Genomic DNA, 17,874 nt, shown 5'->3' on the forward strand with positions numbered 1-17,874 from the left:
TTTCCATTTGAAAACCAAAGGTTGCCTATTAGCACGTTTATCCAATTAAAAAGCCACACTAGACTGAACGCAAATCCCAACCCCTGTAGGAGCGAGCTTGCTCGCGAAGAACGTCAACGATCACGCGGTAAGCCTGACTACACGCCGGCGACCTTGAGTTTTTCGCGAGCACGCTTGCCCCTGCAGGAAATCAGCCCCAGAGGAACTGCACGATGAAAATCCTATTGATCGGTGCCAGCGGCACCATCGGTTCAGCGGTCAAGGCGGAACTGGCCCAGCGCCACGAAGTGATCAGCATCGGCCGCACCAGCGGTGACTTCCAGGTGGATATCAGCGATAGCGCCTCGATCCGTAAGCTGTTCGAGCAGACCGGTAAGTTCGACGCCCTGATCTGCGCGGCAGGCAGCGTCAACTTCGTGCCCCTGGCAGACATGAACGACAGCGATTTCGAACTGGGCCTGCGTGACAAGCTGATGGGCCAGGTCAACCTGCTGTTGATCGGCCGTGAGTACGCCAACGACGGTGCTTCGTTCACGTTCACCAGCGGCATCCTGAACCGTGATCCGATCCGTACCGGCGCTTCGGCGGCCTTGGTCAACGGTGCTCTGGACGCCTTCGTCAAAGCGGCGGCCATTGAATTGCCTCGCGGCCTGCGTATCAACTCGGTCAGCCCGACGGTACTACTGGAAGCCATGGGCAGCTATGCCCCTTATTTCCGTGGCTACAAACCTGCCCCCGCCGCCGATGTAGCGCTGGCTTACGCCAAAAGCGTCGAGGGCCTACAAACTGGTCAGACCTTTATCGTGGGGTGAGGGTGAGTGCTGTAAGAAACGCCTGAAGCTGGCAAGCGGGCTTGTGATGCACGGCCAGCCTGCGTAACGTGGCGGCACTTGCCTGGAGACCCGATAATGCGCGCCGCCCGTACCCTCGTCCTGTTTGCCTTGCTTCCTGTATTCGCCGCCTGCCAATTGTTCGAAAGCGAGCCGGCCAAGCCATCGACTGTCGGGCTGACCCGTATGCAGGGTGAGTTGACCGCGGTGGACGGCAAACTGCTGTTCCAGCCGTGCGGCGACCAGCGTAGCTACGTGGTCAACGACACCGGCGGCACCAGCGTCCTGCAGGAAGCCGCCTCGCTGGCCGGCCAGCAGGGCAAGCTGTTTGCCGACCTGCGCGGCAAGTTTTCCGGGGTCGCCAGCGGCACCCAGGGTTCAGTGGACCTGCAACAGCTGTATCGCGTCGAACGCTCGGCTTCAGCGTGCTCCGACCCGGACTTCAAGCGCATGATACTGCGGGCCAACGGCCATAAACCCGCCTGGGCAATGAATGTCACGGCCAAGGGTATGGTGCTGGAACGCGAAGGCCATCCACCTTTGGCAGTACCCTACGTCGAGGAACAACTGGGCGACGGCCGCTTCAATCTGATGACTGAAGCTAACAACCAGCACATCGAACTGTGGGTGGCGCCCCAGCGCTGCGTCGACAGTGTGAGCGGCAGCCTGCAACACATGAGCGCCGAGTTGCGCGTGAACGGCCAGGTGCAGCGTGGTTGCGCAGCATTCGGCGGCTCGCGGGACGACTGATTAGGCCCTGTGCTGTTTTAACCTGACGGAAACTTGCCATTGGGGCTTATAATCGCCGGTTTGCAAAACAGCCGGCCTCCTTGCCCGCCGCCTACCGGATCCTGTCATGTTACGAATCACCGAACTCAAGCTGCCCATCGACCATCCCGAAGAAGACCTGCGCACTGCCATCGTGCAGCGCCTGGGCATCGCCAGTGATGACCTGCTCGATTTCACCCTGTTCAAGCGCAGCTACGATGCGCGTAAAAAGACCTCTGAGCTGTGCTTCATCTACACCGTCGACCTGAACGTGAAGGGTGAAGCCGCGCTGCTGCTCAAGTTTGCCGACGACCGCAACGTCAACCCGGCACCGGATGTCAGCTACAAGGTGGTGGGCCAGGCGCCGGAAGGCCTGGCTGAGCGGCCAATCGTGGTGGGCTTCGGTCCCTGCGGGATCTTCGCCGGGCTGCTGCTGGCACAGATGGGCTTCAAGCCGATCATCCTCGAGCGCGGCAAGGAAGTGCGCCAACGCACCAAGGACACCTGGGGCCTGTGGCGCAAAAGCGTGCTCAACCCCGAGTCCAACGTGCAATTCGGTGAAGGCGGCGCAGGCACCTTCTCCGACGGCAAGCTGTACAGCCAGATCAAGGACCCGAAATTCCACGGTCGCAAAGTGCTGCACGAGTTCGTCAAGGCCGGCGCGCCGGAAGAAATTCTCTACGTCAGCAAGCCCCACATCGGCACCTTCCGCCTGACCGGCGTGGTGGAAAACATGCGCGAGCAGATCATCGCCCTGGGCGGTGAAGTACGCTTCGAGCAGCGGGTCACCGACGTGTTGATCGAAGACGGCCAGTTGAACGGCGTGGTCATCGACGGCGGCGAGCAGATCCTCTCCAAGCACGTGATTCTTGCCCTGGGCCACAGCGCCCGGGACACCTTCCGCATGCTCCACGACCGTGGCGTGTACATGGAAGCCAAGCCGTTCTCGGTGGGTTTCCGTATCGAACACCCACAGTCGCTGATCGACGCCGCACGCCTGGGTAAATACGCCGGCCACCCGAAGCTGGGTGCTGCGGACTACAAGCTGGTGCACCACGCCAAGAACGGCCGTTCGGTTTACAGCTTCTGCATGTGCCCGGGCGGCACCGTCGTGGCTGCGACCTCGGAGCCCCATCGCGTCGTGACCAACGGCATGAGCCAATACTCGCGTAACGAGCGCAATGCCAACTCTGGCATCGTGGTAGGCATTACCCCCGAGGTGGATTACCCGGGTGGCCCGCTGGCCGGTATCGAGTTGCAGGAGCGCCTGGAGTCCCACGCCTACATCCTCGGCGGCAGCAACTACGAGGCCCCGGCGCAACTGGTGGGCGACTTCATCGCCGGCAAACCCTCCACCGCGCTGGGCAGTGTGGAGCCGTCCTACAAACCCGGTGTGTCGCTGGGTGACCTGGCCCTGGCCCTGCCGGACTTCGCCATCGAAGCCATCCGCGAAGCCTTGCCGGCGTTTGAGAAACAGATCAAAGGTTACTCGCTGCACGATGCGGTGCTGACCGGCATCGAGACCCGCACCTCATCGCCCTTGCGCATTACCCGCAACGAGTCAATGCAGAGCCTGAACGTCAAAGGCTTGTTCCCGGCCGGAGAAGGCGCGGGGTATGCCGGTGGGATTCTGTCGGCGGGTGTCGACGGGATTCGGATCGCCGAGGCGTTGGCGCGGGATATGCTCGGCATCCACGATTGAAGCTTCGAATTGTAAGCTTCAAGCCACAAGCTAAAAACAGGTATGCATCCTGCTTTTCTTGTAGCTTGGAGCTTACAACTTGGCGCTGCTTGTCAGATATTAGCGCGCAGGATGTTAGCGGGTAGCGCCTCACCGCGCTCGACACTCGCCGCAACCGCCGCGATCAACCCTTCCAGCTCATAGCCCTGCCCCGCCAGCCAAGCTTGATCGTAATAGGTCGTGGCATAGCGCTCACCACCATCGCACAAGATCGCAACGATCGACCCCGACTCCCCCGCCGCTTTCATCTGTTGCGCCGCCATCAGCGCACCGATCAGGTTGGTCCCGCTGGACCCGCCAACCCGTCGTCCCAAATGCTCAGCCAGGTAATGCATGGCCGCCAGGGACAATGCATCCGGTACCTTGACCATGGCGTCAATCACCGCCGGCAGAAACGAGGCCTCCACACGTGGGCGACCAATCCCTTCAATCCGTGAGCCACAGTCCAGGCGCAGGCTGGCGTCACCACTCTGGTAGAAGTCGAAGAACACCGAGCGTTCGGCATCGGCACACAACACCCGGGTGCAATGCTGGCGATAACGCACATAGCGGCCCAGGGTCGCGGTGGTGCCGCCGGTGCCAGGGCTGGAAATCAACCAACTCGGCTCCGGGTGCTGTTCAAAGCGCATCTGCTGGAAGATCGATTCGGCGATGTTGTTGTTCGCCCGCCAGTCGGTGGCACGTTCGGCGTAAGTGAACTGGTCCATGAAGTGACCACCGCTTTCCTGGGCCAGGCGTTCGGATTCGGCGTAGATCTGCGTCGGGTCCTGGACCAGATGGCTCTTGCCCCCATAGAAGGCAATCTGGGCGATCTTCTCTTGGGACGTGGTAGCGGGCATGACGGCAATGAACGGCAAGCCGAGCAAGCGCGCGAAGTAGGCTTCCGAGATCGCGGTGGAGCCGCTGGACGCTTCAATAACGGGGGCGCCAGGCTTGAGCCAACCATTGCACAGCGCATACAGGAACAACGAGCGCGCCAGCCGGTGTTTCAGGCTGCCGGTGGGGTGGCTGGACTCATCCTTGAAGTACAACTCGATGCCTGGCAAACCCGGTAATGGCAGCGGGATCAGGTGGGTATCGGCGCTCCGCTGGAAGTCCGCTTCAATGATACGAATGGCTTCGCGGGCCCAGGTACGGTGGTCGCTCATGGTGGCTTCTCTAAAGGTTTTCAGCGGTGATCTTAGGATGTTTCCCACGCTTCACACAGATACAGTGACGACGCAATTGGACACACAATTGCTAGTCTTTAACCCACCGATGTTCCGGCCAACCACTTATAACAAATAAGAATATAACTTTTGTTTTAACAACTAACGGTACGGGTTAGGGTACCCACCTATTGAACCTGGATTGGAGAGCATCCCTTGCCTCTGCGTAGCACTTTCACCCGTTTCTTCCAGCTGGAAGCCGCCAGTGGTCTGTTGTTGATCGCCGCTGCCGCTTTGGCGCTGATTATCAACAACTCACCGTTGTCGCACCTGTACAACGCCTTTCTCGACACGCCGGTGGTGGCTCAGGTTGGCGCGTTGAAAATCGCCAAGCCGGCGCTGCTTTGGATCAACGATGGCCTGATGGCCCTGTTTTTCCTGCTGATCGGCCTGGAGGTCAAGCGTGAGCTGCTGGATGGTCACCTGTCCAAGCCTTCGCAAGTGGTGCTGCCTGGCGCAGCGGCCATCGGCGGCATGGTTGTGCCGGCGCTGATCTACTGGGCGCTTAACAAGGACAACCCGGCCGCCCTGGCCGGCTGGGCGATCCCCATGGCCACCGACATTGCCTTTGCGCTGGGCGTTCTGGCCCTGCTGGGCAAGCGCGTACCAGTGTCGCTGAAGCTGTTCCTGATGACCCTGGCGATCATTGATGACCTTGGCGCCATCATCGTCATTGCCTTGTTCTATTCCGCTGACTTGTCCACGGCATCCCTGGCGGGCGCGGGGGCGTGCTTGATTGCGCTGATTGCGATGAACCGCCTGGGCGTGATCAAGCTGGGGCCGTATATGATCATCGGCCTGATCCTGTGGGTGTGCGTGCTCAAGAGCGGTGTGCATGCGACCTTGGCGGGTGTAACCCTGGCGTTCTGCATTCCACTGCGCACCAAGAATGCCGAAACCTCACCGCTGCTGAGCCTGGAACATGCCCTGCACCCCTGGGTGGCCTACGCCATCCTGCCGCTGTTCGCGTTCGCCAATGCCGGTGTGTCACTCACCGGTGTCAGCCTGGAGAGCTTCACCCACTCCGTGCCCATGGGCATCGCCGCGGGCCTGTTGATCGGCAAGACAGTCGGTGTGTTCGGTCTCACCTGGCTGGCGATCAAGACCGGCATCGCCTCACTGCCCAGCGGCGCCAGTTGGGGCCAGGTACTGGGCGTGGCGATCCTGTGCGGGATCGGCTTCACCATGAGCCTGTTTGTCGGCTCCCTGGCGTTTGTGCCGGGCGCCAGTGAGTTTGCCGGTGAAGATCGCATGGGGATTCTGACCGGGTCGATCCTGGCGGCCTTCATCGGGTATGCGGTGACGGCGATGGCAAGTCGCAAGAAAGCGGCCGTTGAATGATTGAAGTCAGTCAGTTGTAGGAGCGAGCTTGCTTGCGAAAAACTTAGAGGCGCCGCGTTCATTCATTGAGCACGCGTTATCGTTAACGTTTTTCGCGAGCAAGCTCGCTCCTACAAAAAAAACCCCCAACCGGTCACCCGGTTGGGGGTTTTTCTTCGCCTGTAGCTCAAGGCTTAGCGAGTAACGCGGCTGGTACCGTCGACGGTCATTATGCGTACGCGGTCACCAATGCGGAAGATTTCATTTTCCTGCACGGCTTGTACGTAGGCACGCATGCTGCCGTCGTCTTCGCGCACGGTGATTTCCACGCCCTGCGTACGGGTCAGGCCTTCTTCGGTGGCCGAGCCCAGCAGGCCGCCCGCAACTGCGCCGATCACAGCAGTAACGATGCTGCCACGGCCGCCACCGATGGCGCTGCCGCCAACGCCGCCGATGACTGCGCCCGCGGCGCCGCCGATTGGGGTCTTGGTGCCTTCGATCTTCACCGGACGCAGGGATTCGATGGTGCCCATGCGAACGGTCTGTACACGACGCGCCTCATCACGAGAGTACGAGTCGCCGGTCAGACTCGAGGCGCAGCCACCCAACAGCAACGACAGGGTGGTAAAGCAGGCAACTAGTAAAACGGACTTACGCATAGCATCAACTCCAAAGGACAGGTATTCATTAAACGCTGTGGCTTGGCGCGTGTCACGGCGCACCAGGCAGAAACTTGCTTTCATTCAGCCTGAGTACAGACTGCCAGCACCAGAGAACTCGACGAACGGTAACCAAGCCAGGGTACGGAACCATGCCATAACCGGCTCGATCAGTGTAGCCGCACAGCCGAAAGCGTCCGAAGTCTCTTGAACAGAGACTTCGACGCAACGGTGTTGATTCAGGTGGAATGACGAAAGGTGACGCTCAGGGCGCCAGGCGCTCGCGGCACCATTGGCCGTCTTGCAAGCGGTAGTTGAGGCGATCATGCAGGCGGCTGGCGCGGCCTTGCCAGAACTCGATGCGCTCAGGCAGTAAACGGTACCCTCCCCAATGCTCGGGGCAATCGGGCTGGGTATCGCTGAAACGCTCTTCAGTGGCCTTGAGCAGCGCCTGCAGCTCTTCGCGATCACGAATGACTTTGCTCTGCGGAGAGGCCCAGGCGCCCAGGCGGCTGCCCAATGGGCGCACCTGATAATAAGCATCCGACTCTGCAGGCGTGACCTTGGCCACGCGCCCTTCAATGCGTACCTGGCGCTCCAGGGTTGGCCAGAAGAAGGTCATGGCCGCAAACGGCCGCGCCGCGAGTTGTTCACCCTTGGCGCTCTGATAGTTGGTGAAGAAGGTAAAGCCCTGTGCATCCAGGCCCTTGAGCAGCAGGATGCGGCAGTGCGGGCGACCGTCCTGATCCACTGTCGCCAGCGTCATGGCATTGGCCTCCACTGGCGGCTGTTCGGTTTTCACCGCATCAGCAAACCATTGGTGGAACAACGCAAACGGCTCATCCGGGGCCTGGGCCTCGCTCAAACCGTCCCGTGTGTAGTCACGGCGCATATCGGCCAGTGCCTGGGTCATGCGGCTTTATCCTTGTGGTTCAACAGCTCAGTTCTTCGCCTGATCGTTCGAAGCGGGTGCCGCCTTGGCTTTTGCCGTGGCAGGTTTCTTCGCAGCCGGCTTGGCCGCAGCCTTTTTAGCCGCTGGCTTGGCCGCCGCTTTCTTGGCCGTGGCCTTTTTGGCAGGCGCTTTGGCCGCAGGTGCTGGCGCAGGCACATTCTGCACCGCGACCATTTCGGCTACGGGCGGGGTCTTGCCGGAGTTGTACTTGCTCAGCAGTGCCAACATCGTTGTACGCTGAGTGAACATGATTTCCATGCGACGGTTCAGCGCACGCCCCTGATTGCTGTCGTTGGCGGCACGCGGCATAAGGTCGCCCATGCCACGCAGCATCAAGCGATCCTGTTTCAGACCACTCAGGCTGAAAATCGAGGCAATGGACTGCGCACGTTCCTTGCTCAACGCCTGGCTGGCCGGGGCGCTGCCCGTGGCATCAACGTGGCCCAGCACCAGTACGGCGGTCTTCGGGTCAGCTTCAACGGCCTTGGCTACCCGCGTGAACGGGCCCAGGGTCACCGGCAGCAACATGGCCGGACGCTTCGGGTTGTAGGAGCCGTCTACCGGGGCAATCACCACCAGGGTGTTGTCACGGCGCTCCAGTTGCAGGTTGCTGTCCTTGATGGCAGCACGCAGGCGTGGTTCGTATTCGTCCAGCCAGGCTTGGGTGATCTTCGGGTCAGGCATTTGTACATTGGTCACATCGACCTTGGCCAATGGCTTTGGCTTGCTTTCGAACGGCCACCACCAGCGCGGCTCGCTGTCGGTCTTGGCGACGACAGGTGCGGCGTCCGAGGCCGGGGTTGCCGCCTTGAGGTCGGCTTTCAGGTCGGCCTTGGCGTCGGCGGCTTTGTCTTCGGCACTCTTGGTGGAAAACGGCCACCAGCTGTAACCGGTGTCGGCTTTGGCAGCCGGGGCAGCGGCAGCAGCGGTGACAGGCTCAACAGGCTTGGCACCGGCGGCCGGCTTGGCGTCGGGTTTGGCATCCGGCTTGGCGTCGGTCTGGGCCACTGGATCCTTGGTCGCCGTTTTGTCAGATCCAAATGACCACCAATGCCCACCTTCGGCATCATTTTGTGGAGTTTGTGCACAACCCGTAATAGTGAGGCACAGCGCCAGTGCCAAAGACTTGTTCGATAACATGAGATATCCACAAAATGAGAAAAAACCAGAGGGTCGCAGGACCCGTTAAACAGACGCTAAAAGAACATTCAAGTTACAACATGTCGTTCAGCATCTTTTTTATACTTGCCTTTGTAACAAAAAATTGTGAAACAGCAAGGGGTTTATAGACAACCGGCCAATATTCCGACCAACTTCTGTGCCCGCGGGTCCATAAGTACGTAGGGACCCAGGGTATTAGTCACAAAACCGAAGGCTACATCATGTTCAGGGTCGGCAAACCCGACTGAGCCCCCTGCCCCGGGATGCCCGAATGCACGTGGTCCGAGGCCGAACGTGGCATTGGGCAACTGCGGTTGATCCAACATGCAGCCCAGGCCGAAGCGGGTTTGGGTCAATAAGGTTTTATCCAGCCCGATACTGTGCTCGCGGGTCAATTGTTCGAGCATGTCGCTTTCCAGCAAACTACCGTCCAACAAACCACTATAAAACCCGGCCAGGCTGCGCGCATTACCGTGGCCATTCGCCGCAGGCTGCTGCATGCGTCGCCATTCGGGCTTATTAGTGCTGGTCAGAATAGACGGTGGGTTGGCAAAAGCACGGGTAGTCATCGCCGCCGGCTCGCGCATCATTACTTGAAGTAACCGTTGCGCGGCTTCATCCCCCATATTGCCTTTGCTGCGCGCTATATGAGCGACGCGATAAAACTCTTCATCCGCCAGGCCTACATGGAAGTCCAACCCCAATGGCCGTGCCACCCGCGCCACGATCGACTCCCCCGGCCCGCGCCCGTCGGCGCGACGCAACAGTTCGCCAACCAGCCAGCCGTAGGTGATCGCCTCATAGCCGTGGCCCTGGCCCGGTGTCCACCACGGGGCTTCTGCCGCCAGGGTATCGACCATCAATTGCCAGTCGTACAAGGCTTCGGTGGGCAGCATTTCGCGGATGGCCGGCAGCCCGGCCTGGTGGCAGAGCAACTGGCGCAGCGTGATCGCTTCCTTGCCAGCAGCGGCAAACTCCGGCCAGTACTCGGCTACCGGCGCATCGAGCTTGAGCTTGCCTTCGGCCACCAGTTGCAGGGCAGTCACTGCCGCGAAGGTCTTGGTGCAGGAGAACAGGTTGACGATGGTATCGCTGTGCCAGGCCTCGGCACCGTCCTTGTCGGCAGTCCCAGCCCACAGGTCGACGACGGTTTGCCCGCCGATCTGGATGCACAGCCCGGCACCACGCTCCTGAGGATCATCGAACAGGGCGGCGAAGGCTTCGCGCACCGCTTCGAACTGCAGCTCGTAATGACCCTGAATCTGCACCTAAGTCCCCTCGGAAAACACCATGAAAAGTGGTCGCCATTCTTTCAGCCATTGTAGGTTTTGTGAACCCGTCAACGATGAATCAATGACCGTTTCCAGCGTGTCCACCGGCATGCCCAGCGCCCTGCCCCGCGCCTTTGCCGTCGCGCCCCGGCTTGCCGGCGTCACTTTCACGCATCGCTTGGGTGGCCTTGGCTTTTTGCGCCTCACGGCCCAACTGGTCGAGCGCGGCCAGGTTGCTCTTGCGCACCGTCTCGACAAAGCCTTGGAAGGGTACATCGGTGATGCCGACCAGGCCGAAATGGCCGTTTTCACCATCCAGCAGACGCCCGGTTACCGGCTGGTCCAGGTATTGGAACCAATGCACCCCGACAATCGACGGCTCGGCCACTGCCTGCTTGAGGAAGGTGGAGTACGCCGCGCCGCGGTCCTCTTCGCGAGCCAGTTGCGTCACGCCGCCCCAGAACGGGCCGCGGTCGGCGGAGCCAAAGTTGAATTCGGTGATCAGTACCGGTTTGTCCAGCGCACGCAGGGCGGCGAAGTCGTAACCGTCCTGGGGTTTCAAGGTGTACATGTTGAAGCTCAGCACGTCGCAATACTGCGCGCACGAAGCGACGGCCTCGGGCGTGCTCACCGCAAAACGGCCGCCTAGCAACAGCTGGTTGGGTGCGTGCCACTTCAGCGAGTCGGAAATGGTCTTGAAGTAAGCATCGGCGAAGGTCTTCTGGAAATACTTGAAGTCGGCTTCGATTTCCGGGTGTTCAGGGCTGGGCATCGGCGGCTCGAAGCCTGGGTCTTCCATCAGTTCCCAACCAGCCAGTTGAATACCCCAGGCTTTGGAAAGGCCCTCTTCATTGCGATATTTATCGCGCAGTTGCTTGAGGAAGGCGCGCTTGGCCGGCACGTCGGTGGTCATGCGCAGGGTGCCGTACGCCAGGGCGTAGCGAGATTTTGCATCCTCGCCAGGACCGGCCCAGGCCAGTTCGTTGTCGGCAAAGAAACCGATCAGCCAAGGATCGTCACGGTGATCGCGTGCGGCAATAGCCACTGCGCGCTCGGTGGCCATGGCAAAGCGCGGGTCGAACGGATCGGGCATGCCGCCCCACCAGTCGGTGCCGGTGCTGATGCTGGCATAGTCACCGACAATCGACAGCGGCAAGGTGTACGGCACGCGGTCGGCAGTAGCCAGGTCCGGATCGCTCCAGTTGCCGACGGTGTTGAAGCCCCAGGCTTGCAGGCGATCGAGGGTATGGGTCACCCAGCGTGGCTGGTCCAACGCGTCACCGCCGTAAGTGCGCTGCAAGTTGGCCCCATAGAAATCGTACCAACGCCCCGAGCCAAAACCGCGGCCTTCACCGGCGCCGTTGCCGGTGCGGCTGTCGTCGCTGCCGTAGTACTTGTCAAAGGGTTCGCCGGCCTTGGGCAGCGCCGCGAACATCCACTCGCGCCCCGCCACGTAGGTCTGGCTGTTGTCCGGCGCCACGGTGTTCACCCCCAGCGAGTAGAACGGATGCCCCTGCGGCGTCACCAGGTACCAGCGGCCGTCGCGCTTCTGGGTGCGGAAAAAACCGCTGGCATCGAAGGCCGGGCCCTTCTTCCAGCCACCGTATTGATCCAGGGAGGACTTGTCCCGCTCGGCCAGCCAGGTCTTGAGCTGCTGTTTTTCCTTGGCGGCCGATGCCTTGAGTTGCTCGTCACTGCTGACCCTCTCCGGCCAGCGTGCGCGGTTGGATTGGCCATAGGCATCCACCAGTTCAGTGTAGGCAGCCTTCAATACCGGCTCGCTGTCCTGCACGCCAAAGCGCTCCAGCAGGATACTTTGAGCGGCATTGGGCTTGAGCATCGACAGGGTCACCGAGACGACCTGGCTGCGGTCGATTTCTCCGGCGCTGGCGGCCAGCAACACCCGCTGGCCATCCACGGTCATCGGCATCGGCGGGCCGGCCTTCATGCCCTGGCTCAGCGGTGAGTTGGCTTGCAGCGGGACGAGCAGCGTCTGGGCCGGGCCGGCAGGCAGGTCGATGCGGCTGACGAGCGTCTTGCCGTCGGCGCTCTGCACCTTGACGTAAAGGGTCAGTGCCCAGTTCATCGCGCTCTGGATACGCAGGCTCATGGCGCTCGATTGCGACCAGTCCCACGTCCCCGTCTGCGGGCTGAGCACCAGGCTCGGCTCGGCCGCTGGGTTGAAGGTGATGCGGCGCAGCACCTCGCCTTCGGGCGTTTGTTCGGCATTGTATTGCGGCAGGCTGGCGTCCTGGGTCGCCACCTTGACCACATCGGCAGGCCGGACGAAGTTGAACAGCGTTTGTTGCCCCTCGGGCGCCGCCATCAACGGCGCAGCGAACAGCAGGGCAAAAAGAGCGGGCAGCGTGCGAATCATACGAACAAGGTTCTCCCAAACGGCCGATGACTGGCCTGATGATAGTGATGAGATAGACCACAGAGTGGGCGAATCCGCCCACGGTGGCTTAAGAAATTTCGCGCCTGAACGGCGGCAATGCATTGAGGATCGCCTTGCCATAGCGCTGGGTAACCAGGCGACGGTCGAGCAAGGTGATGGTGCCGCGGTCTTCTTCGGTACGCAGCAGACGCCCGCAGGCCTGCACCAGCTTCAGTGAAGCATCCGGCACCGAGATTTCCATGAACGGGTTGCCGCCCCGGGCTTCGATCCATTCGGCCAGTGCGGCCTCGACCGGGTCATCCGGCACCGAGAACGGGATTTTGGCGATCACCACGTGTTCGCAGTAGGCACCGGGCAAGTCCACGCCTTCGGCAAAGCTGGCCAGGCCGAACAACACACTGGAATCCCCACCGTCGACCCGCGCCTTGTGCTTGTTCAGGGTTTCCTGCTTGGACAGGTTGCCCTGGATAAACACCTGCTTGCGCCAGTCGCGGTCGAGGCCGTCGAACACGTCCTGCATCTGTTTGCGCGACGAGAACAGCACCAGGGTGCCGCGGGAGCCTTCCACCAACGACGGCAGATCGCGAATGATCGCCGCCGTGTGTGCCGCAGCGTCCCGTGGGTCGGCCTTGAGGTCTGGCACCCGCAGCACGCCGGCGTCAGCGTGATGAAACGGGCTGGGCACCACGGCGGTAACGGCCTTTTTCGGCAGGCCGGCGCGCATGCGGAAGCGGTCAAAGGTGCCCAGGGCCGTCAGCGTGGCCGAGGTTACCAGGCAGCCGTAGGCGACGTTCCACAGGTTGCGGCGCAGCATTTCAGCGGCGAGGATCGGACTGGCGTTGACCTCGATATCGAACAGCGCACCGCTTTCCGACAACGTCAGCCAACGGGCCATGGGCGGGTTGTCTTCCGGGTCTTCGACGGTGAAGGCGGTCCACAGCTCCCAATTGCCTTGGGAACGAGACAGCAGGCTGCCGAACAAGGGGTACCACTCTTCGGCCTGGTTGCTGGCGATGCCGATATTGACCTCGCCATCCATGCCTTCCTTGAGCAAGTCCGTCAGGCGCGTGAACAGGTCGGTGAGGCGTGAAAAGCCTTTCTTCAGCTCGATGCCCATTTCGCGCATGTGCTCGGGAATCATCCCGCCGACAAAACGGTGACGCGGGCGCTCTCGGCCTTCGACGTCTTCACCGGGCTTGAAGTCCGCCACCTGCTCGCAGGCGCTGAACATGAACTGCTGCTGGGTCTTGATCTCGCGCGCCAGCTCCGGCACTTGCTCGATCAACTTGCCCAGGTCGCCGGGCAACGGGTGCTGGGCCAGTAACTTGGTGAGGTTCTTGGCAGTGGTTTCCAGCCAGTCGGCCGTGGAGCGCAAGCGGGTGTAATGGGCGAAATGGCCAATGGCCTTGTCTGGCAGGTGGTGGCCTTCGTCGAACACATAGAGGGTGTCGCGTGGGTCGGGCAGTACCGCACCGCCACCCAGGGCCAAGTCAGCCAATACCATATCGTGGTTGGTGACGATGACATCTACCTTGCCCATGCCTTCGCGCGCCTTGTAGAAGGCGCACTGGCCGAAGTTGGGGCAATGGCGGTTGGTGCATTGGCTGTGGTCGGTGGTCAGGCGCGCCCAGTCTGAATCTTCCAGGGCGGTGGGCCAACTGTCGCGGTCGCCGTCCCATTTGTTGCCGGCCAGCTTCTCGATCATGCTGGTAAACAGCTTCTGGCTGGCCTCATCCACCTCGATCTTGAAGCCTTCTTCTTCGAACAAGGAGGCAGTGGCGGTTTGGGCGTGGCCTTCCTGCAGCAATACGTCGAGCTTGGACAGGCACATATAGCGGCCACGGCCCTTGGCCAGGGCGAAGGTAAAGCTCAAGCCGCTGTTGCGCATCAGGTCGGGCAAGTCTTTGTAGACAATCTGCTCTTGCAGCGCGACGGTAGCGGTGGCAATCACCAATCGCTTGCCAGCAGCCTTGGCCGTAGGGATCGCGGCCAGGCTGTAGGCCACGGTCTTGCCGGTACCGGTACCGGCCTCGACGGCCACTACCGCAGGCTCACCCTCGCGGCGGCCTTCGTCGTCGGTGTCGATATCCCCGAGGACTTTTGCCACTTCGGCGATCATCAGGCGTTGGCCGTAGCGCGGTTTCAAGCTCTTGGCTTCGAGAAAACGCGAATAGGCGCCCTGGATCGTGGTTTTGAGTTCAGTGCTGATCATGGATAGTCGGGCGCAAAAAACGCTGGATAAATTTTCAGTGGTTCGGATCGGCCGCTATCATACCCCGCTAATTAATCCCGCGCAGAACGGAGTACCACAATGACCGCGTTTAGCCTCGCTTATACCCTGCATGTACTGGCCGCCTTGATCTGGGTCGGCGGCATGTTTTTCGCCTGGATGATCCTGCGCCCCGCCGCCATGGCGGCGCTTGAGGGCCCTGCCCGGCTCAAGCTGTGGGCAAATGTGTTTCAACGTTTTTTTGTGTGGGTGTGGGTGGCGGTGGTGCTTTTACCGATCAGCGGCATCGGTTTGCTGCAACTGCGCTTCAGTGGGTTTGAGACCGCGCCGCGTTATGTGCAGGTGATGATGGGGTTGTATCTGGTGATGACGGCGTTGTTTATCCGAATCCAGGCCTTGAAGTTCCCGGAGCTGAAGGCAGCGGTGGCGGCTGAGGATTGGCCGGCGGGCGCGGCTGCGCTGGGGCAGATTCGCAGGTTGGTGGGGATTAATTTGATCGTGGGGTTGGTGGTGGTGGCGGTGGCTTCGGCTCGGCCGATGTTCTGAGCTGTTGGCTTGCCCTAACGCGTGTAGGAGCGAGCTTGCTCGCGAAAAACTCACAGACGCCGCGTTTATTCAGGAAGCACGCGTTATCGTTGACGTTTTTCGCGAGCAAGCTGGCTCCTACAGCCGCTGGATAGTCACAGACCCCGCAGGCCCAGCCGGCCCCGGTTGCCCCTCCAACCCTGGTCGGCCCTTTTCGCCGCCGTCCGCGCGGTACACCAGGCAGCCCTTGGACTGCCCGCCCTTGCCGGGTTTACCTGCAACACCCGCCAGACCTCCAGCCCCGCCATCGACCCAGACCTTGATCTGTTCGGCCGGGAATTCCTGTGGCAACTCCAGGCGTACCTGGGCGCCCGCTGCCCCTGGCCGGCCATCGCCGCCGTTATCGCCATTAAAGCCGCGCCCGGCTGAACCCCAGGTGCAACCCGGGTCCACGCCGTTGGCACCGTCCAGGCCCGCATATCCTTGGGCTCCAGCGCCACCACGGGCATCCACCGACAGCGCTTCGGCAGTCAGCGAGTTAATGCGCAAGGTCAGATCACGTCCAGCCTTGGCGGGTTTTTCGTGGGTGCCGGGGGCGCCCCGTGAGGTGATCTGGCTACCGTGCTCCAACTGCGCCTCGCGTACCTGCATTTGCAAGGCGGTATTGCCAGGCACAATGGTGATGCGTGCGTCGCGCCCCAAGTGCAGCTCATCCACCGTGACCTGGCTGATGGTGGCCGGAATCAGCAAGGTGCCGTAGTCCGCCACGTCCAGGCGCTCGAGCTGCAACACGCTGGTACTGCTGGGCAAGCGCATCAACGAGTTGGTTTCGACACTGACACTCTGGGCCAGGGCAACGGGGCTGACCAACAGGGCCAACAGAAAAACCTTACGCATCATGGGGCTCCTGAGTGTTTTCAAATTTTTCTTTGAGCGCACAGTAACGACTTCTACCGGCGATTTGCCAGTGAAGGATCAAAAAACTTCAATTCCACCTCGGTGGGTATCGACCGCCGCGCTCTAGGCCCACGCGCCCAGCCGCGCTAGTCTCTACGGTCTTGATGCGAGGATCTGCAATGACCGCTGGAATTTCTGCCCGTACGCCCCAACAAGCCTTGGCGGCCCTGCTGGACCTTCACAGGCCAAAACGCCTGTTGTTAGTGGGCGCCAGCCAATTTCCGGCGCTGGATGCCTTCCGGGCTGCGCACGCGGATACCGAGGTGTTCTATGCCTCGCCAGGGCCGTTGCCGGAAGACCTCGCGGTGCAGCGCTTTGACCTCGCGCTGGTGGTCGACTGCCTGGAGCACCTGTCCAAACCCCAGGGCCTGACCCTGCTCGGAGGCATCCGTAACCTCAACGCCAGCCGCATTGCCGTGCTGGTCGACCTGGGTGCCTGCGACTGGAAGGACACCGACTTTTTCTCCCTGGCCCTGCAAGCCGGCGAACGCTTCCAACGCGATGATCAGGTGCTGACGCTGTTTACCTATGATCTGCTTGACTATAAACAGGTGCCGGACTGGCTCAACGCCCGCTTCTGGGCCAACCCGGAAAACTTCGGAAAGTATTGGTGGTAACCCGATGAGTACATCCATTTGCCCGTGCGGCAGCGGCAATCTGCTGGATGCCTGCTGCGGCCATTATCACGCCGGCCACCCGGCCCCCTGCGCCAGCGCGTTGATGCGCTCGCGCTACAGCGCCTATGTGCTGGGCCTGGTCGATTACCTGGTCGCCACTACGCTGCCTGCGCAACAGGCCGGCCTGGACCGCGACGCCATTGCCGCCTGGAGTGCCCAGAGCACCTGGCTGGGCCTGGAGGTGGAAAGCTCAGAGGTATTCGGCGGCCAGCCTGAGCACGCCTTTGTCACCTTTACCGCGCGCTGGCATGACGCTGCCGGTGAACATAGTCACCGCGAGCAGTCTTCTTTCGTACAGAATGAAGGGCGCTGGTACTTCATCGACCCTACGGTAGAAGTGAAGGCAGGACGTAACGATGCCTGTTTGTGTGGCAGCGGGCAGAAATTCAAGAAGTGCTGTTCCAGCTACTTCTAATCACTCGACGGGGATAGCGCCATGCTTCGGATGTATAGCTTGATGCTGGCGTTGACCCTGGCCCTGACCGGCTGCGCGTCCTGGTTCGAAGACGACGCGCCGCCCCCCCACGTTTCCCTGGTCAAGGTCGAAGTGGTGCGGGCCAAGCTGCTGGAACAGAAATTCAAGCTGTACTTTCGCGTGGACAACCGCGACGACGCCGACCTGACCGTGCGCGGCCTGGTCTACAAGGTCAGCCTGGGCAATCTGGTGTTGACCGAAGGCGAGTCCAACGAGTGGCTGACCGTACCGCCACGCGGTCATAAATTCTTCAAGGTCTCGGTGCGCACCAACCTCTGGCCACAGGTGCGTGAGGTGGTGCAGATGCTGAAAAATCCCGACCGGCCCGTGCCTTATCGTTTAGAGGGCGAACTGAAAACCGGATTATTCATCGGTAATGACGTGCAGGTGGCACACAATGGCGAGATAATCCCCGGCGATTTTATTCCGGAGCAACATCGATGACACAGCAACCCCATGTCCATGGTCCTGACTGCAACCACGATCACGACCACCATGATCATGATCACGACCACGGCCATGTCCACGGCCCGAACTGCGGCCACGCTCATCAAGAGCCGGTGCGCAATGCGTTGAAGGACGTAGGCCGCAACGATCCTTGCCCGTGCGGCAGCGAAAAGAAATTCAAGAAGTGCCACGGTGCTTAAACCGCACGGGTAGGAGCGAGCTTGCTCGCGAAAAACGTCAACGATAGCGCGCGTT

General features: G+C 61.2%; 17 protein-coding genes. 9 read left to right on the plus strand and 8 right to left on the minus strand.

What is annotated here, in order from left to right; all coding sequences use genetic code 11:
- Positions 1-212: 212 nt before the first annotated feature.
- The 3 genes from FXO12_RS11110 to FXO12_RS11120 all read left to right on the plus strand — a co-directional run bounded on the left by FXO12_RS11110 (position 213) and on the right by FXO12_RS11120 (position 3,300).
- On the plus strand, positions 213-812 hold the full coding sequence (locus FXO12_RS11110) for a short chain dehydrogenase (protein ID WP_034125948.1): 600 nt from the start codon (positions 213-215) through the stop codon (positions 810-812).
- Between the two features lie 96 nt (positions 813-908).
- Entirely contained in the window at positions 909-1,580 is a 672-nt protein-coding gene (locus tag FXO12_RS11115) for a COG3650 family protein (protein WP_057975624.1), read from the plus strand.
- Positions 1,581-1,686: 106 nt separating this feature from the next.
- A complete protein-coding gene (locus FXO12_RS11120) occupies positions 1,687-3,300 on the plus strand; it encodes an NAD(P)/FAD-dependent oxidoreductase (RefSeq protein ID WP_057975623.1) in 1,614 nt (537 codons plus the stop codon).
- Between the two features lie 92 nt (positions 3,301-3,392).
- Here FXO12_RS11120 and FXO12_RS11125 read toward each other — a convergent pair whose 3' ends face one another.
- On the minus strand, positions 3,393-4,487 hold the full coding sequence (locus FXO12_RS11125) for a PLP-dependent cysteine synthase family protein (RefSeq protein ID WP_034125945.1): 1,095 nt from the start codon (positions 4,485-4,487) through the stop codon (positions 3,393-3,395).
- 216 nt (positions 4,488-4,703) lie between these two features.
- Here FXO12_RS11125 and nhaA point away from each other — a divergent pair, with 216 nt between their 5' ends.
- Complete coding sequence (gene nhaA / locus FXO12_RS11130; RefSeq protein WP_057975622.1) at positions 4,704-5,888, plus strand: Na+/H+ antiporter NhaA; 1,185 nt, start codon at positions 4,704-4,706, stop codon at positions 5,886-5,888.
- A gap of 173 nt (positions 5,889-6,061) precedes the next feature.
- Here nhaA and FXO12_RS11135 read toward each other — a convergent pair whose 3' ends face one another.
- The 6 genes from FXO12_RS11135 to dinG form a co-directional block, all read right to left on the minus strand.
- Entirely contained in the window at positions 6,062-6,526 is a 465-nt protein-coding gene (locus FXO12_RS11135; protein ID WP_003189251.1) for a glycine zipper 2TM domain-containing protein, read from the minus strand.
- Positions 6,527-6,791: 265 nt separating this feature from the next.
- The gene (gene pdxH, locus FXO12_RS11140; RefSeq protein WP_057975621.1) at positions 6,792-7,439 is read right to left on the minus strand and encodes a pyridoxamine 5'-phosphate oxidase; all 648 of its coding nucleotides are present in this window, start codon (positions 7,437-7,439) and stop codon (positions 6,792-6,794) included.
- 27 nt (positions 7,440-7,466) lie between these two features.
- Positions 7,467-8,618 carry an OmpA family protein gene (locus tag FXO12_RS11145; RefSeq protein ID WP_072446883.1) on the minus strand — a complete coding sequence of 384 codons (1,152 nt, stop codon included), beginning with the start codon at positions 8,616-8,618 and terminating at the stop codon, positions 7,467-7,469.
- A gap of 143 nt (positions 8,619-8,761) precedes the next feature.
- Positions 8,762-9,907, minus strand: coding sequence for a serine hydrolase domain-containing protein (locus FXO12_RS11150; RefSeq protein WP_057975619.1), 1,146 nt, complete (start codon positions 9,905-9,907; stop codon positions 8,762-8,764).
- An 82-nt stretch (positions 9,908-9,989) separates the two neighbouring features.
- Positions 9,990-12,287, minus strand: a complete 2,298-nt coding sequence (locus tag FXO12_RS11155; protein WP_057975618.1) for a beta-galactosidase — start codon at positions 12,285-12,287, stop codon at positions 9,990-9,992.
- An 88-nt stretch (positions 12,288-12,375) separates the two neighbouring features.
- Complete coding sequence (gene dinG / locus FXO12_RS11160; RefSeq protein WP_014717263.1) at positions 12,376-14,520, minus strand: ATP-dependent DNA helicase DinG; 2,145 nt, start codon at positions 14,518-14,520, stop codon at positions 12,376-12,378.
- A gap of 99 nt (positions 14,521-14,619) precedes the next feature.
- Between dinG and FXO12_RS11165 the strand changes: the two genes are divergently transcribed.
- Positions 14,620-15,084, plus strand: coding sequence for a CopD family protein (locus tag FXO12_RS11165; protein ID WP_019817847.1), 465 nt, complete (start codon positions 14,620-14,622; stop codon positions 15,082-15,084).
- Positions 15,085-15,201: 117 nt separating this feature from the next.
- Here the strand turns inward: FXO12_RS11165 and FXO12_RS11170 are convergent, their stop codons facing one another.
- Complete coding sequence (locus FXO12_RS11170) at positions 15,202-15,960, minus strand: hypothetical protein (RefSeq protein ID WP_034125938.1); 759 nt, start codon at positions 15,958-15,960, stop codon at positions 15,202-15,204.
- Between the two features lie 179 nt (positions 15,961-16,139).
- On the opposite strand from FXO12_RS11170, the gene FXO12_RS11175 reads away from it, so the two are divergent.
- From FXO12_RS11175 to FXO12_RS11190, 4 genes are read left to right on the plus strand one after another with little or no spacing between them, the layout of a single operon-like run.
- On the plus strand, positions 16,140-16,637 hold the full coding sequence (locus FXO12_RS11175; protein ID WP_057975617.1) for a DUF6231 family protein: 498 nt from the start codon (positions 16,140-16,142) through the stop codon (positions 16,635-16,637).
- A 4-nt stretch (positions 16,638-16,641) separates the two neighbouring features.
- Positions 16,642-17,112, plus strand: coding sequence for a YchJ family protein (locus FXO12_RS11180; RefSeq protein ID WP_034125936.1), 471 nt, complete (start codon positions 16,642-16,644; stop codon positions 17,110-17,112).
- A 21-nt stretch (positions 17,113-17,133) separates the two neighbouring features.
- The gene (locus FXO12_RS11185; protein ID WP_057975616.1) at positions 17,134-17,616 is read left to right on the plus strand and encodes an LEA type 2 family protein; all 483 of its coding nucleotides are present in this window, start codon (positions 17,134-17,136) and stop codon (positions 17,614-17,616) included.
- Positions 17,613-17,819 carry an SEC-C metal-binding domain-containing protein gene (locus tag FXO12_RS11190; RefSeq protein WP_057975615.1) on the plus strand — a complete coding sequence of 69 codons (207 nt, stop codon included), beginning with the start codon at positions 17,613-17,615 and terminating at the stop codon, positions 17,817-17,819. Before FXO12_RS11185 ends, FXO12_RS11190 begins: the two co-directional genes overlap by 4 nt.
- Positions 17,820-17,874: the final 55 nt, after the last annotated feature.

The organism is Pseudomonas sp. J380, from assembly GCF_009827115.1.
Lineage (GTDB): Bacteria > Pseudomonadota > Gammaproteobacteria > Pseudomonadales > Pseudomonadaceae > Aquipseudomonas > Aquipseudomonas paracarnis.

Bases quoted from the DNA above. Each gene is read 5' to 3' on its own strand.
- FXO12_RS11110 (WP_034125948.1), top strand. From the start codon at position 213: ATGAAAATCCTATTGATCGGTGCCAGCGGCACCATCGGTTCAGCGGTC.
- FXO12_RS11115 (WP_057975624.1), top strand. From the start codon at position 909: ATGCGCGCCGCCCGTACCCTCGTCCTGTTTGCCTTGCTTCCTGTATTC.
- FXO12_RS11120 (WP_057975623.1), top strand. From the start codon at position 1,687: ATGTTACGAATCACCGAACTCAAGCTGCCCATCGACCATCCCGAAGAA.
- FXO12_RS11125 (WP_034125945.1), bottom strand. From the start codon at position 4,487: ATGAGCGACCACCGTACCTGGGCCCGCGAAGCCATTCGTATCATTGAA.
- FXO12_RS11135 (WP_003189251.1), bottom strand. From the start codon at position 6,526: ATGCGTAAGTCCGTTTTACTAGTTGCCTGCTTTACCACCCTGTCGTTG.
- pdxH (WP_057975621.1), bottom strand. From the start codon at position 7,439: ATGACCCAGGCACTGGCCGATATGCGCCGTGACTACACACGGGACGGT.
- FXO12_RS11145 (WP_072446883.1), bottom strand. From the start codon at position 8,618: ATGTTATCGAACAAGTCTTTGGCACTGGCGCTGTGCCTCACTATTACG.
- FXO12_RS11155 (WP_057975618.1), bottom strand. From the start codon at position 12,287: ATGATTCGCACGCTGCCCGCTCTTTTTGCCCTGCTGTTCGCTGCGCCG.
- dinG (WP_014717263.1), bottom strand. From the start codon at position 14,520: ATGATCAGCACTGAACTCAAAACCACGATCCAGGGCGCCTATTCGCGT.
- FXO12_RS11165 (WP_019817847.1), top strand. From the start codon at position 14,620: ATGACCGCGTTTAGCCTCGCTTATACCCTGCATGTACTGGCCGCCTTG.
- FXO12_RS11170 (WP_034125938.1), bottom strand. From the start codon at position 15,960: ATGCGTAAGGTTTTTCTGTTGGCCCTGTTGGTCAGCCCCGTTGCCCTG.
- FXO12_RS11175 (WP_057975617.1), top strand. From the start codon at position 16,140: ATGACCGCTGGAATTTCTGCCCGTACGCCCCAACAAGCCTTGGCGGCC.
- FXO12_RS11180 (WP_034125936.1), top strand. From the start codon at position 16,642: ATGAGTACATCCATTTGCCCGTGCGGCAGCGGCAATCTGCTGGATGCC.
- FXO12_RS11185 (WP_057975616.1), top strand. From the start codon at position 17,134: ATGCTTCGGATGTATAGCTTGATGCTGGCGTTGACCCTGGCCCTGACC.
- FXO12_RS11190 (WP_057975615.1), top strand. From the start codon at position 17,613: ATGACACAGCAACCCCATGTCCATGGTCCTGACTGCAACCACGATCAC.